Annotated in this window: 16 protein-coding genes; 10 read left to right on the forward strand and 6 right to left on the reverse strand. The window is 63.6% G+C overall.

The genetic code is table 11. The features are described 5' to 3' along the window. The first annotated feature begins 79 nt into the window (after nt 1–79). The 7 genes from SROT_RS16375 to SROT_RS04625 all read left to right on the forward strand — a co-directional run bounded on the left by SROT_RS16375 (nt 80) and on the right by SROT_RS04625 (nt 4,728). Nucleotides 80–592, forward strand: coding sequence for a hypothetical protein (locus tag SROT_RS16375; protein WP_013137845.1), 513 nt, complete (start codon nt 80–82; stop codon nt 590–592). Next, nucleotides 547–1,320 carry a TPR repeat domain-containing protein gene (locus SROT_RS16380; RefSeq protein ID WP_041406940.1) on the forward strand — a complete coding sequence of 258 codons (774 nt, stop codon included), beginning with the start codon at nt 547–549 and terminating at the stop codon, nt 1,318–1,320. The genes SROT_RS16375 and SROT_RS16380 overlap by 46 nt, the downstream gene beginning before the upstream one ends. Then, a complete protein-coding gene (locus SROT_RS16385) occupies nt 1,296–2,132 on the forward strand; it encodes a hypothetical protein (RefSeq protein ID WP_041406942.1) in 837 nt (278 codons plus the stop codon). Before SROT_RS16380 ends, SROT_RS16385 begins: the two co-directional genes overlap by 25 nt. A gap of 16 nt (nt 2,133–2,148) precedes the next feature. Then, the gene (locus SROT_RS16390; RefSeq protein ID WP_148223344.1) at nt 2,149–2,628 is read left to right on the forward strand and encodes a hypothetical protein; all 480 of its coding nucleotides are present in this window, start codon (nt 2,149–2,151) and stop codon (nt 2,626–2,628) included. 52 nt (nt 2,629–2,680) lie between these two features. Beyond that, nucleotides 2,681–3,004: a hypothetical protein gene (locus SROT_RS04615; protein ID WP_013137847.1), complete on the forward strand. Its 324-nt coding sequence runs from the start codon at nt 2,681–2,683 to the stop codon at nt 3,002–3,004. A 277-nt stretch (nt 3,005–3,281) separates the two neighbouring features. After that, nucleotides 3,282–4,010, forward strand: a complete 729-nt coding sequence (locus SROT_RS16395) for a hypothetical protein (RefSeq protein ID WP_013137848.1) — start codon at nt 3,282–3,284, stop codon at nt 4,008–4,010. 133 nt (nt 4,011–4,143) lie between these two features. Beyond that, nucleotides 4,144–4,728, forward strand: coding sequence for a hypothetical protein (locus SROT_RS04625; protein ID WP_013137849.1), 585 nt, complete (start codon nt 4,144–4,146; stop codon nt 4,726–4,728). Between the two features lie 91 nt (nt 4,729–4,819). On the opposite strand, the gene SROT_RS04630 is transcribed toward SROT_RS04625, so the two are convergent. From SROT_RS04630 to SROT_RS04645, 4 genes are all read right to left on the reverse strand, one after another. Then, a complete protein-coding gene (locus SROT_RS04630; protein ID WP_013137850.1) occupies nt 4,820–5,017 on the reverse strand; it encodes a hypothetical protein in 198 nt (65 codons plus the stop codon). A gap of 51 nt (nt 5,018–5,068) precedes the next feature. Next, a complete protein-coding gene (locus tag SROT_RS04635; RefSeq protein ID WP_148223345.1) occupies nt 5,069–5,332 on the reverse strand; it encodes a hypothetical protein in 264 nt (87 codons plus the stop codon). Between the two features lie 75 nt (nt 5,333–5,407). Beyond that, nucleotides 5,408–6,343: a DUF6602 domain-containing protein gene (locus tag SROT_RS15965; protein WP_013137851.1), complete on the reverse strand. Its 936-nt coding sequence runs from the start codon at nt 6,341–6,343 to the stop codon at nt 5,408–5,410. 654 nt (nt 6,344–6,997) lie between these two features. Then, nucleotides 6,998–7,912 carry an alpha/beta hydrolase gene (locus tag SROT_RS04645; RefSeq protein ID WP_013137852.1) on the reverse strand — a complete coding sequence of 305 codons (915 nt, stop codon included), beginning with the start codon at nt 7,910–7,912 and terminating at the stop codon, nt 6,998–7,000. A 121-nt stretch (nt 7,913–8,033) separates the two neighbouring features. Here SROT_RS04645 and SROT_RS04650 point away from each other — a divergent pair, with 121 nt between their 5' ends. Both SROT_RS04650 and SROT_RS04655 read left to right on the forward strand, forming a co-directional pair. Further along, nucleotides 8,034–8,663 (forward strand): TetR/AcrR family transcriptional regulator, encoded by a 630-nt coding sequence (locus SROT_RS04650; RefSeq protein ID WP_013137853.1) that lies wholly within the window; start codon nt 8,034–8,036, stop codon nt 8,661–8,663. Between the two features lie 131 nt (nt 8,664–8,794). After that, on the forward strand, nt 8,795–11,398 hold the full coding sequence (locus tag SROT_RS04655; RefSeq protein ID WP_425358193.1) for an FtsK/SpoIIIE family DNA translocase: 2,604 nt from the start codon (nt 8,795–8,797) through the stop codon (nt 11,396–11,398). Nucleotides 11,399–11,486: 88 nt separating this feature from the next. Here SROT_RS04655 and SROT_RS04660 read toward each other — a convergent pair whose 3' ends face one another. Both SROT_RS04660 and SROT_RS15525 read right to left on the reverse strand, forming a co-directional pair. Next, the gene (locus tag SROT_RS04660) at nt 11,487–11,768 is read right to left on the reverse strand and encodes a hypothetical protein (RefSeq protein ID WP_013137855.1); all 282 of its coding nucleotides are present in this window, start codon (nt 11,766–11,768) and stop codon (nt 11,487–11,489) included. After that, nucleotides 11,765–13,210, reverse strand: a complete 1,446-nt coding sequence (locus SROT_RS15525) for a hypothetical protein (protein WP_013137856.1) — start codon at nt 13,208–13,210, stop codon at nt 11,765–11,767. The genes SROT_RS04660 and SROT_RS15525 overlap by 4 nt, the downstream gene beginning before the upstream one ends. Before the next feature lie 80 nt (nt 13,211–13,290). Between SROT_RS15525 and SROT_RS04670 the strand changes: the two genes are divergently transcribed. Next, nucleotides 13,291–13,599 (forward strand): hypothetical protein, encoded by a 309-nt coding sequence (locus SROT_RS04670; protein WP_013137857.1) that lies wholly within the window; start codon nt 13,291–13,293, stop codon nt 13,597–13,599. Nucleotides 13,600–13,641: the final 42 nt, after the last annotated feature.

The following is a 13,641-nucleotide window of genomic DNA, read 5'->3' on the forward strand; positions in this document are numbered from 1 at the left end:
CGAGCCCCCGAGCGGGGAGCCGTTCACCGGGCAAGCCGGGGACGCCGCGCAGGACAAGGGCGACGTTATCGCAGCAGCGTTGAACAGGTTCCATGCTGAGACGGACAACGCCGCCAACGTGCTGCGCGCGGCGCACGAGGCGCTGTGGCCCGCAGCCTGGAACCTGCGCACTTCGATCAACGCCGCGTCAGGGCCGGTGATCGTCAAGGACGGGGGTCGGCTCTCCCAGCTGCCCGTCGCGTTCTTCGTGACCGAGGACTGGAAGGTCCAAGCCGACCTTTCCCGGTTCACCGGCAGCCTCACTGCCGATCAGAACGAAGCCTTGAACGCATGGTTGCAAGGCGCGCAAGAAGGGCTCGACAAGAACAGGGAGGCTTTGGAGCAGGCCAGCGACAAGGCCGCAGCCGACCTTAAGGCGAACGTGCATTTCGATCAGGTCGCCACAGACGGGCAAATCGGCTCCCTCGTCGGAGAAACCCCCGCGCAAGCGAAGGCCGATGTGCAGGCGTATCTCGCGGGCACGGCACCCCCGAGCAGAAAGCACGGGTGGAGGCAGCGACCAGCCTGTCCGACACCCAGCAGCAGGCTCTGAAAGAAGGCGGGGACGCGAAACTCTCGCCCGAACAGACCTCCGTGGTCTCGGAGATGTCGAGCCAGTTGCAGGACAAGTCGGCCAGCGACATCAAAGCGCTCGTGAAAGACAAGCTCCACGGGGACGGCAAAGCGATCTCGAACGCGTTGGAGCTGATGAGCAACCCGCACGTGGCCTCCGCTGTTCCCCTCGTGCAGGGCGACAAGGCTGGGCCGTGGCGCGGCGGCATGGACAAGCTGCCCGCGAAGATCCAGCAGACGCTGCGCGACCCCGTGATCACTACCGAAGCGCACGACACCGGGTACAACACGAGCATCGAGCACAAGTACCCGACCTTGGGGCAGCTGGACGACCTCGCGGACCTGGTGGGAGCGAGCGACGAAGCGACACGCCAAGGCAGCGCCTTGGACAAGTCGATGATCGGCAAAGTCGGAGAAGCCCTCGCCGAGAGCCACAAGGACGGCGGGAACGCGGAGATCGACAGCAAGATCAACCCGACGATGCAGCACATCCTCAACACAGCCGGTGTGGACTCGCAGGCGTTCCACGACGTCGCGACGGACAAGCAGCACGGGCAGCAGTTCGTGGGCGACTTGATGAAGCACAACTGGTCCGACGACGGCGAGGCCGCGAAGAACGCGGTCCACGCCGCCACCCAGGAATCGGAGGGACGGGGGCAGCTGCGACCAGGAGCGGGGAGACCATGCGTTCGTTCGTGGACTACATGAAGGACCACTCCGACGAGCTGACGCACTCGCGCCTTCCAGGAAGCCTGCCCCTGCCCGACTCGCTCGGCAACCGCAACCACGCCCTGGACCGAGAACTCGCCGAAGGCTTCGGAAAATACCTCGGCGCGGCCTACGGCGACGAGCTGCCAGGGCACGGCACCAGCGGCTTCGGCCCACCAATGGACCCCGACGACGTGACGAAGGTGTTCAAAGTGCTCGACACCGACCACGCCGCAGCGGAGAAACTGCACGCCGCCGCCTACGCGCAGTCCATGGCATGGACCCAGGAAACCGCTGGGTCGTTGAAAAGCGATCCCGTGCAAAGCGTCAACCACCTCACGAACGCCGCCGACCTGCTCGGCTCGGTGGACAAAGCCTCCGAAACCCTCGGGGCGGACGCCCAGAAGATCAACGGCAACGCGTTCGACGCCGCGAAACCTTGGGCGTCGAGCCTCGTGAAGCTCCTCCCCGGAGGCGACGTGCTCGCCAAAGTCCTCGACTCGACGTCGAACAGCCTGAAAGACGCGTACACCGGGCAAGGCCCGCAAGGGCACGTCCTCGACACCGCGTCCCTCCGCTACCAGATCGCGGAAAGCCTGATCGCCAGCGGCCAACTGCCGCAGCGCGGCGAGTTGAACGGATACCTTGGCCCAGACGGCAAGTTGCCGGAACCGAGCACGTTCACCGACAAACTGGCCCTTGAGCATTATGAGAACGCATTATCCGAGTACATCACCCATCTGCCTTCTGGAGCCGATCTGAACAATGGCCTATCTCGCGCAAGTGAACAGTATGCTAAACGTAAAATTTAAAATCCTCGCGACGCTCATGCTTATTTCAATGAGTGGATCAGGATGCTCTCATGCTGAAAATAATATTAAAGCCAAGGAGAGCGTGGAGGCTTCTGCGGCACAAGAATCCGAACAAGCTTCGAAGTTGGTCCGCGAATTCGCATCCTCAATGGTGGAGAGCCCATCCAACCTGAATGTAGACGCAATGTCCCAGGCCGGAAGCCTGCTGGGCAAAGCGGACAAGGCGCGAGGCAGAAGAACTATCGACACACTGTCGGTGCGATATGAAATCGCAAGTTTCCTGTTTGAGCACAGCATTCGACCACAGCACGGCGAACTGGACAAGTACATAACTGCGGAGCAAAGTTTGCCCCCACCAGAAAAAATTAAAGGCAAGCTCGATCAAGAACACTACGAAAACGCCCTATCGGTGTTCCTTATACATCAAGGAGATTCGCAACAGGTCTTGAACGCGTTCAAGGGCCTGGAAGAGAACTACCGACGTGAGAACCCGTGAGCGCATGCTGGGCGCTGATCGCCGGTAATGATCAAGGCCAAGGAGAGCGCGAGTGACCTCCCCAGACGGTGAGAAGCAGTTGTCTCCGCAAGCGGTGGCGCAGATCGCGCGGCGCGCGTGCGAACGCTACGGAGCAGAGTACATCGGCGGGCGATACAGCGAAGAGCACGACGCGTACGGCTTCAAAGCGCAGTGGGGAGACTCCGAAGTCGTCGGATCAGGCCCGACCGCCGAGTCCGCAGCAGAAGCGTTCCTCTTCCAACTCGCCATGCTCGACCAACTCGCCGCGTGGCGGGAACAGATAGCCGACCTCACCAGCGAAGACCTCGTACATGACGTGGAAGACTGGCTCCACCGGCAAAACCTCGACGAATGATCGTCACGGGCTTCATATTGCGCGTTCGACGGTCATTCGATGCCGAGCGGTCAGGCGGGGCCGTATGGGCTGGGTGAGGATCGTGGTGGTCGCCCTAGCATTGGGGGTCGTCAAGAGTCTTCGGGGTTCTTCGTCGCGGGCCTCGGCGAAACCGCAATCTGTCACCGCGTCTGTCCTGGGTGAACCGAAACCTGCATCTCGTCTCGCTCCTGCTTGGCGCAGGGCGGCGCGAAACGCTAGTTCTTGGTTGCGGTTGAGTTGGATCGGCGCACGGTCCATGCTTTTGCTCGCCGCTTATCTCGGCGGTGTCGGGCTTGCGACAGGCGGATTCATCTGGCTGTTGGAGTCTTCAACCGGGGCGTTGGAGCGCCAGGGCGCGGGGCCGCGCCCTGACCGGTGGGCGGTCGCTGGTTGGTGGGCGTTGACCGCTCTCGCGGGTGTTTTCGCGGTGGGGATTTTGCTGGCGCTGTTCCGGGCGATCCCGGTCCTATGGGCGGTTCATGCGATCCTCCGGAAGGAGGCGTCACCGGAGCGGCGGCACACGTTGGCGTCGGTGCGACTCGCCCCTGTCTGGCGCGCTCTGAAAGGGTTCGTCGCCATGCTGGCCGCGTCTCTGCTGGGCGCCTACTTCGGGTTGTCCGTCGCCCATGCCCGTGAGGCGCAGTCCGATCTGCGACACACCGTGTTCCTGGCTTTCGCGATCTTCTTCGCCATCTGGATGGCCGTATGGATTCGGCTCGGATCGCATTGGCAGAACGATTTGGGGAAGATGGAAGAAGCAGCACGGGTGAAAGCCGTGCGCGACGCTTTGGACTCTTGGGTGGACCGCGACGAGGGGCGAGTGGGTCGGTGGCTCTTCGCTCCTTCGCCCTCCTCGCGCGAAGCGTTGCTCGACTTCGCGGAAACACCGAAGACTGTGGGGACGGTCGCCGTGGTCGCGGTCCTCCCGCTCATTATCACCACGTTTGGGGAAGCCGTGGTCTTCGCCTTCCGCTCCTTCTTCTAACCGCGCACGCCCCCTCCTTCCGGGCCACAGACAGATAAGGAGCGCCGCCGTGAAGTTTGAGCAGCCTCGACACTGAGGAAAGCGGACCTTTAATACCGCTGATCTGGTGTGACCGCGCGATACGATCACAACCATGAACCAAGCAGACCAGGTTGATCTCTGGTCAACCGTCTCCAAGATGCTGGCGGTTTTAACCATCGGGCACACATCGGTGATGCTCGTGTCGAAGCTCTTCGGATTGTCGGAGTCCAAGATTCCGAAACTGGTTTCCAAGCTGGTCGAGTGCGGCGCGATGATGGCCCTAGTCACTGCGTCGGCACTGCTCGTCAGCACGTTCACCCGGTCTGACGGGAAAGTGAGCGACGAGGACGCCGTGCTGTTGCGCTCCACCAGCTACACCATCTCGCAGGCTCTCAAGCTCTACTACGTGTGCGCTGGCCTTGCATTCGTCACTTTCGCCCTTCTCTACCTCTGCTTCCGGCTCGCCAAGAACGGGCCAGGAACTTCGAAGCTGGGCGCTGCCTGGTTCTCGGGGATGATCGGAGTGGCCTTCACAGCGCTGCCCGCCAGCTACATGATCACAATGGCCTGCCCCGGTGTGCCCGAGAGAGAAACGTACTCCTGGGCAGGTTTGCTCGGGATCGTCCTCCCCCTGCCCATTATGGCGACGAGCCGGATCTTGACCTGGAGGAAGCAGCGCCCCGAGGTCGAGGAGTAGGGCATGATTGAAGTGTATTCACAGCGATTGCTTCGCCCAAAGCCGAGCCAAGGTCGAGACCGCTACCGAGTGGTGCAGGACTGAACTGGGCTTATTTCGCTCGATAGAAGGTTAGTACCACGTTGTCGTCGCTCGTGGGGCTGGGGCTTCGGTCGAAATATATCCAGCCTTCGCGGGCTTGCTCCTTGATCTTGGCTTCGGCTCCGATGGAACCCCAGCCGCCTTTCTTCGGGATGTCGAGCGATTTCCACTTGTAGCGGGCGTCGCCCGCGAGAACCTGTGATGTCATTCCGGCACTCCTAGTTTGTGTTTTTATTCATGTTAACTAATAATATACGGTCTAGGGGATGTCGCGCGCCCGCGTGGTGGTCTGCCGCTCGGCCTCGTCGGCTGCGGCACGGAGCTTGCGCGCTGACTCGTGGTCCCCGCGCTGTCCCATCATGTTCGCGAAGCTCCGGGCTGTGTCCGGGGAGGCCATGTTCGCGGAGGTGTAGACGAAGAGTTCGGCGGCGTCGGTGATGACCACGACACCGCCCCGCGCATACGCCTCGACCATCACGCGTATCGCCCGATCAGTGCCCCAATGTCCATCGTGCCGCGCCATTCGTCGTCTGTGGTGCGCCCAGTGACGTGCCACCTGAGCTCGCGACCGGAGAACACCAGTGTTTCATCTCACACGTCAATACTGGTACATCCAGTCGAAACCGACCGGTGATTCGCTGCGTACATTATCCATCACGTCCGAGTCGACTAGATCGTCTAGCTTATATCGGCGGCCTGAGAATTGACCGCCTTCTGGATCAGGGTCCGTGAGCCGCAGCCCATCGGCGAGCGGTTTGAGCGTGGGATCATTGATAGCCAGTTTCTGCCATAAGGATCCGATGAACTTTGTCAGAGGAGAAAGCGCCTCAGCCTCGTATTTTCTCCGCATGCCAGATATTGCTATTGTCTCGCGTCCTAAGAAAAATTCCAATGCAGGGTGTGTGGTTAGATACTTTTCCGTCAGGACAGCGGTCTTTCGGCTCCAGCAGCCAGCATCAGCCACACATATGAAATCCAAGCCCTCGCGCGGCGACCGAGGAATAGTCTTGTCATTCTCATCTACCATATCTTTGATTTTAGTAGCAGCATTTTCTGATTTATTCCACGTGGAAGATTGGGCTAGGAGCCCGTAAAACACAGGAGGGGCGAGATAGTGCCTGAGCGTGTGGTCGCGTATCTTCATGCCGCGACGGAGTTGCGCGGCATTCTCAAATGCTTGGGCGATGGAATCTTTGGTTAGGGTTCGTTTGACACTGAAAGCTGCAGCTACGCCGGAGGCTAGAACATCCGATTTGCTACGTAACGATTTAGGATAATGGGGGTGAAAAACAACAATGTCCGTCTCTTTTGTCTTCGCTGGCCCGTCCTCAGTTTCAAGAAGCAGATATTTTCGTGTGTCAATCCCATACTGCGGAGGTAGCCAAGCTGAAAGCACCTCCAGCCACTTCGCTTCTACCCGATGTCCGACCTCTTGGATATGCTCCGACTTTCCGGCCATTTCCTGTTCGCCTTGATATGTTTCTAAGATAGAGCGGTTTAGTTCCTCAAGCCATTTGTGATGTTCAGAATTCATACTCAGCATGGTATCCAAGTTTGAGGAGGCGTAGACGAACAGCTAGGTTGCGTTCGTCATGACTACGACACCGCCACACGTCATCGGGTTGGGACTGGCGGGCGACCTGGGTCGGGATCGCCCGACTCAGGCCCCCCCAGATCGCAGCAGCCTCCTCCTTGACCTCCTCCGGGGTCGCGCTGTCGAAGTCGTGGAGGACCAACCATTCACGGATAGTCTCCTCAACGATCATGTGCAGATCGAGGACGATGCTCGGTGGACAGGAATCAGTCATGAGCTGATGATGGCATGTCGGGCTGGCAGTTTTGGGCCGAGTTCTCAGCCTTGTTTCCGCTGGCGGGGGTGTGGTTCTGGTGAGCACATTTTGAGCACAAACTTCGATCAACAACCCTAAGAAATCCGGGGTTTCAGCGGGTATGCGTGGGTTGTTGAGCTTGTGTTATGGCGCTCGCCTGGAACGCGGGTTGGGTTAACAGCCCTCAGGGGTTCAAATCCCCTATCCTCCGCCCGAGCGGTCCCCGTCCCGATCAGGACGGGGGCCGCTCGATTTTTTGTCAGCAGGGAATCGTTGTCGAGCCCGTTTGAACGCATTGCGAGCAGGGCCCGCCGAGCGCTCCGGCCACGGTCTCCAGCTCGTCGGTGAACCGGCCCGAGTCAGGCCACTGGGACGTGGCGCGCGAGGAATCCGATCTGGTCGGTGACGATCCCGTCGAAGTGCGGCTCCAGGTACGGCTCGAAGTGGGCGCAGTCGTAGGCCTTGATCTCGCCGTTGGGGATGCGGGCCGCGGCCCTCTCGGCCTTGGCGTACGGGGTGACGTCGTCGTAGCGGGCGAGTTGGACCAACGTCGGCGCGGTGATTTTGGGAGCGGTCCGTCCCGGCGAGTAAAACGGCACGCGCAGGGCGATGCGGGCGGCGACGTCGTTCTGGGCCAGCAGTTCCTCGCGTTTGTCCCCGGCCATCCTCATGGCGGGCTCATAGGAGCCGGGCGAGGTCATCATCGCGAGTTCGCCGGGTTGTCCGACCACCTTGACGCGATGCGGCGGCCGGCCGAACCAGGCGCCGACCTGGTCGCGCACGCCCGCGATCAGCAGGCGGGGGAGGATCTTCGGGGATTGCGCGAAGACCGAAGCCAGTCCCGTGACGTGCGGCACCTGCACGATGGCGGCGGCGAGATCGTGGTCGTGGGCGGCCAGGTCCAGCACGTGGCCGCCGCCGAACGAAGAGCCCCAAGCGACCACGCGACGGGAGTCGATGTTGTCGAGGCCGCGGGCGTGGGCGATGGCCGCCCGCCAATCGGCGTGCTGGCGCCCGATGTCGAGCAGGCGGCGGGGTTGGCCTTCGCTGGAGCCCCAGTGCCGATAGTCGAACACGAGCGCGGCGTAGCCGGCCTCGGCGAACCGTGCGGCGTAGGCGTCCAACCGCAATTCGCGGAACGCGCCGAAGCCGTGGGCCAGCACGACGATGGGCGGTTTCTGCGCGCCATCCGGTCGATACAGCCACGCGGCGCACAGCGCGCCCTCGGACGGGAACGTGATGTCGTGTCGCGCGTAGCGGTGTTGCTGCCCCATGGGCGCTCCTTCATCGGGGAGAGTAAGGTGGACGGTGTCTTGAACGGTATTCAAGAAATGATAGCAGCATCTTGAACGGCATTCAACACGGTGTGGCACAGACAATCTGCGGAAGGACTTCATGGCGCGCAACAAACGCCCGCAAGACGCCGACGAGAAGCGCGCGGAAATCGTGGCAGCAGCTCGGCGGCTGTTCGTCGACATCGGCTACGACGCCACGTCGATGAGCCGGCTCGCCCAGCAGGCGGGCGTGGCGCCCAACACCATCTACTGGTACTTCCGCGACAAGGACGACGTGCTCATCGCGGTCCTGAACGCCGTCGTGGCCGACGCGTGGTCGCAGTACCAAGGCGTCGCCAGCGAGCCGATCGCGGCCCGCATCCTTTGGTTGGTGCGCCAACTCACGCAGATGAGCCGCCTGGTGAACACAGTCCATGCCCGCGTCGAGCACTCACCGGCCCTCGCCGAATGGCACCACAACTTCCATCTGCTCACCGAGGGCCTGTTCCGCCACGAATTGGAGAGCCTCGGAGTCCCGACCGAGACCCTGGACGCGGAGGTGATGATCGGCGTCTTCGTTGTCGAAGGGCTCCTGACGCACGATCAGGACGAGGAGCAACAACGTGCCGTCTGCGACGTCCTCGCCGCACGCTGGAGCTCGGCGGGGCCGCCCACGCTTGATCGAGCGCCTGGACTTCCCGGCGCTGGCGCTCCGTCGCCAGGAGGTTCGCTCGCACAAGAGGATTTGTGACACGACGAGCGCCGAAGCCTCGGCCGCCGCAGGAGGCTCCGCACTCGGCCGGGCAACTGCTATATCACCGAACCATCACAGCCGTGTGTTGCACGAGTGAACCAAGTGCCTGCTGGGATTAGGCTGTCCGGGTGACGACGAAGACCAGCTCCAGGGCACAGAGCCGCTCTCGGGGAAAGAGCGCTCCCGCTGCCAGCCGCAAAAGCGCCCCGACGCGCCGAAATTCCGCCGCTGCCAGAAAACCTTCGGGCCAAGGCAATGGGATGAAGGTCGCCGCCGGGCTGGGCAAGGGGATCAGCGCCGGGTTCTCGCTCTTGGCAAGAGGCTTGGGCTCCACTGTGCGCGCGATCGGGCCCCGGGACGAGGGCCTGCTGGCCGATGCGGGGCAGGAGGGTTTCGCGGAAACTGGCGACAACAGGCACGAGGACTTGGACGTCTACGGCGATGCGCGCCAGCCGCAGCGCCACCCGGGGCATCATCGCGACGGCGTCGCCCTCGCCCTGCTCGGCGTCTCCGCGGTGCTCGCCGGAAGCCTTTGGTCGCAGGTCGGCGGCCCGGCGGGCGCATTGGTCGCCTCCTTAGTCCGGGCAATCGTCGGCTCCGCCGCGAATATTCTGCCGATCCTGCTCGGCGTGCTCGCCATCGTGCTGTTGCGCCGTGAGCCCAACCCCCAGTCCCGCCCCAGGCTCGTCCTCGGTTCCGCCCTCGTCGCCGCGTCGGTCCTCGGGTTGTGGCACCTGATCTCCGGCGCGCCGCAGACCCCAGAGGGCCGGGCGCGGGCAGGCGGCTTCCTGGGCTCTGCGTTCGCCGGTCCGCTCGCCGACGGTTTCTCCTCCTGGGTGGCAGGGGCAGTGCTCCTGCTTGTGGGCGCTTTCGGGGCGCTCATCATCAGCGGGGCGACCGTCCGGGAGCTCGCGGCGACCGCGCAGTCCCGATTGTCGCAGCTGCCCAGCCCCGCCGTGTCGCGAGACCGGGAGGAGTGCCTGACTGTGGATCAGGACGTTTTGGACTGTGCTCCGGACTCCGGCGAAGCCGATGAGTTCGACGTGCCGTTCCCGAACACGGAGGCCGCCGAGGACGAGGAAGAACGCATTCCCAGGCCGAGGGTGCGACAGCGCAAGCCGCAAGCCGAACTGGAATCGGCGGCGGAGCCGGTGGCCGAGGTCGTGCCGCCAGCGGCCGCGCCGCCCGCCGTCGAGGCTCAGGGCCGTCAGCTCGAGCTTCCCGAGCCCGCCCCGCAGCCCGGCGACTACATCCTGCCCTCCGCGCGAGTCCTCAAACTCGGCGAGCCGCCGAAGAAGCACAGCGCCGCGAACGATGTGATGATCAAGGCCATCGACGGCGTGTTCCAGGAGTTCAATGTGAACGCCAAGGTCACCGGCTACACGCGGGGCCCGACCGTCACCCGCTACGAGGTCGAGCTCGGACCTGCTGTGAAAGTCGAGAAGATCACCAACCTCACCCGCAACATCGCCTACGCGGTGGCCACGGACAGCGTGCGCCTGCTCGCCCCGATCCCCGGCAAATCCGCCGTCGGCATCGAGGTGCCGAACACCGACCGCGAGATGGTGCGCCTCGGCGACGTGCTCGCCTCGCCGAACGCGCGCCAGGAGCGCCACCCCCTGGTCATCGGACTCGGCAAAGACATCGACGGCCAGTTCGTCACCGCCAACCTCGCGAAGATGCCGCACTTGCTCGTCGCGGGCTCCACCGGCTCCGGCAAGTCCAGCTTCGTGAACTCGATGCTCGTCTCCCTGCTCATGCGGGCCAAGCCAGAGCAGGTGCGCCTGATCCTCGTGGACCCCAAAATGGTCGAGCTCACCCCGTACGAGGGCGTGCCGCACCTGATCACACCCATCATCACCGAGCCCAAGAAAGCCGCGGCGGCGCTCGCGTGGCTCGTGGAGGAGATGGAGCAGCGGTATAAAGACATGCAGGTGAACAAGGTCCGCCACATCGACGACTTCAACGCCGGGGTGCGCGAGGGCCGGATTGTCACCCCGCTCGGCTCGGAGCGCGAGATGCGCCCGTACCCGTACATCCTCGCCATCGTCGACGAGCTCGCGGACCTCATGATGACCGCGCCTCGGGACGTGGAAGAGGCCATTGTCCGGATCACGCAGAAGGCCCGTGCGGCGGGCATCCACCTGGTGCTCGCCACGCAGCGGCCCTCGGTGGACGTGGTCACCGGCCTCATCAAGACGAACGTGCCGTCCCGGCTCGCCTTCGCGACCTCCTCGCTCACCGACTCCCGCGTCATCCTCGACCAGCCGGGGGCGGAGAAGCTCATCGGCATGGGCGACGGCCTTTTCCTGCCGATGGGGGCGAACCGGCCGCAGCGTCTGCAGGGCGCCTACATCTCCGACGAAGAGATCGCGGCGGTCGTCACAGCGGTCAAGGACCAGGCCGAGCCGGAGTACCACGAGGGCGTGACCAGCGCGCAGAGCGTCGCCTCGAACGCGGGGAAGGCCGACGCGGAGCCGTCTGGCGACCTCGGGCCTTTCCTGCAGGCGGTGGACTTGGTGGTGCGCAGCCAGCTCGGCTCCACCTCGATGCTGCAGCGCAAACTGCGGGTCGGGTTCGCCAAAGCGGGCCGCCTGATGGACATGATGGAGAACCACGGCGTGGTCGGGCCTTCAGAAGGGTCCAAGCCCCGAGAGGTCCTGTACAAGCCCGAAGAGCTCGAAGAGCTGCTTTCGCACCTGGGCAGCCTGCCGCCGGAAGCGTTGGACTGATCGTCGGCTTCCACCAGGCCGTCTCCGCCCGCCGCCGGGCCGCGCGGATAGTGCGCTTCTTCGCGGGTGCCTCTCGGCTTTCCTGCGGCTAGGTTTCGCGGGTCCGGCGCAGTGAAGCGAGCAATCCGCCTAGAACCAGGACAACTGGGACGGTGATCTGCCAGATGCTCAGGAGGAGCCACCACGAGTACAGGAAGACGCAGAAAAACCAAAGGCCGAGATAGTTCGGCGGGCTCGATTTCCCATGCGCCTGGATGGCGAACTCGACAGCCAGGATCGTGCCGAGTAGCAGGCAGGACGCGGTGGCGATGCCAACGATGCTCCAGAAGAGGCGCCATAGGTCTGGTCTGACGAAATGAAATCGGGTCAATGTCCAGTCCTCATCGTCGGAATCGCACCTTTTGAGGGGTCGGAGAGCTGCGTGGTGTTCTCGGTGAAGGGGTCGCCCTCGAACGGGTTGGCGCTCTCCAACTCCCACTGCCATTTCGGAATCGGCATGACCGGCGGGATGCCCGGGTCGCCCACGGGGTGATGTTTGCCGAGGTTGAACCCAGGCCCCCACTCGCTGCCCGACACGGCGGGCGTCCATTGCAGCTGCGCTGTCGGATGCCCATCGCGGTACTGATAGGTCTCCATGCTCGGGTACACCGTGGCGTTCCCCCCGAGACCGACCGTGCCGTCCGCGTGCGGTGAGAGTGTGATCCGCCCGTTGACGGTGAACCCCGCGCCCGCCGCGAGACCGGGCTCATAAGGATCTCGGGCGTTGTAGTCAATGGTGAGCCTACCGTCCGGGGCGACGGCGGCGTGGACCTGGGGGACGGCGACTTGCGCGCCGCTGTCATGCCCTTCCGACTTCACGGACGGGTTCTGCCGAGTGACGACGATCCCGTGCTCGTAGTCAACAAACACGGAAACGCGCGAGGCTTCCGCGTCGGCGTCGGCGTTGGCGTTCGGGCCACGGTTATCGCCCAGATTCGGCACTCCGGCTTTCCCGTTGAGCGCATCGGTGCCGTCTCCAGCGTTCCACACCCAGCCAGCAGGAATGAACAGGTTGGTTCGCACGACGCCTTTGCCGGGTTGCGGGGGGAATCGGCCCGCGACGATTTGCGGGGGCACGCCGTGGTTCTTCGGGTCGTAGCTGTGCGGGTCGAGCGCCGCCGCCATCTGCCAGTCCGTCTCGGTGACCGGCGCGTGCCCGTAGAGCTGCGTGTACGCTGCGATCTGGTTCTGGGTTCGCTCGTTGTTGGTGTCGTGGGCGGGGGCTTGCTCGAAGTCCCCGGAGCCGTTGCCGAACACGTCGTTCATCGCCTCGCGCTCTTTGTCGAGCGCGGCTTTCACTTTGTCGTTGAGGTCTGTCGCGTCTTGGAGGACTTGTTTGATCTGGTCCGCGATCTGCGCGCCCATCTCTTTGCGGCGTTGGGCGTCGTCGGCGCTCATGCCGGGAGGCACCCCGCCGCTGTAGGGGTCGAGCAGTTCACCGTGTTGGCCGAGTGTGAACTCGTAGCGCTCCGCGAGGCTTTGCGCCTCCGCCGCGCGCTGCTTGATCTTCGTCAGGGCTTCGGGGGTCTCGGTGAACAGGGTTTTCAGCCGCTCGCAGGAGGCGGTCATGTCGCTGAAGTGCGCGATCTTGCTTTTGAGGTCTTCCGTCGCAGCGTCGGTCGGTTGCCCGTGCGAGTTGCTCTCGATGTCGGTGACTTTGCGCTGGAGGTCTTCCGCCATCGCGCGGTAGGCGGACTCTTTCGCGAGGAGCTTGCCCACCACCTCGTCGGAGGCGGCGGGGTGCCAGGCGTCGAGTTCGGACAGCTCCAGCATTGCGCCTCCTTCCGCCTCGGTCGAGAATCCGCCGCAGTCTACCAACAACGACCGTTCTACAAGAATTGGAAGCAACGCCCATGACCTCGCCCGACTCGTTCCACCTCGACCCCGAGCAGTGGCGGGCGCATGGGACTGGCGTGGTCGATCTCGTGGAGGAGACCGCGCGCGCCACACGGGGCGCGCATTTCGACGATCCCGTCGCAGGGTTGCTCGTCAACAGCGCGAAGACTGCGTGGGAGGGGTTCGCGCAAAGCCACCAGGACGCGCACCACGCCCTCCTGGGGCGCACCACGAACACCGGCAATGCCCTGACCTCCACAGCGAATGAGCTGCAAGGCCAGGACGAAGACTCCGGCAGCGACATCCAAGCCGTCATCAACTGGTAAAGGCGCAAACAGCACGACACACAGCCCTGCTTGCGCCGGGAT

The sequence above is a fragment of the Segniliparus rotundus DSM 44985 genome (genome assembly GCF_000092825.1).
In the GTDB taxonomy this organism is placed as follows: domain Bacteria; phylum Actinomycetota; class Actinomycetes; order Mycobacteriales; family Mycobacteriaceae; genus Segniliparus; species Segniliparus rotundus.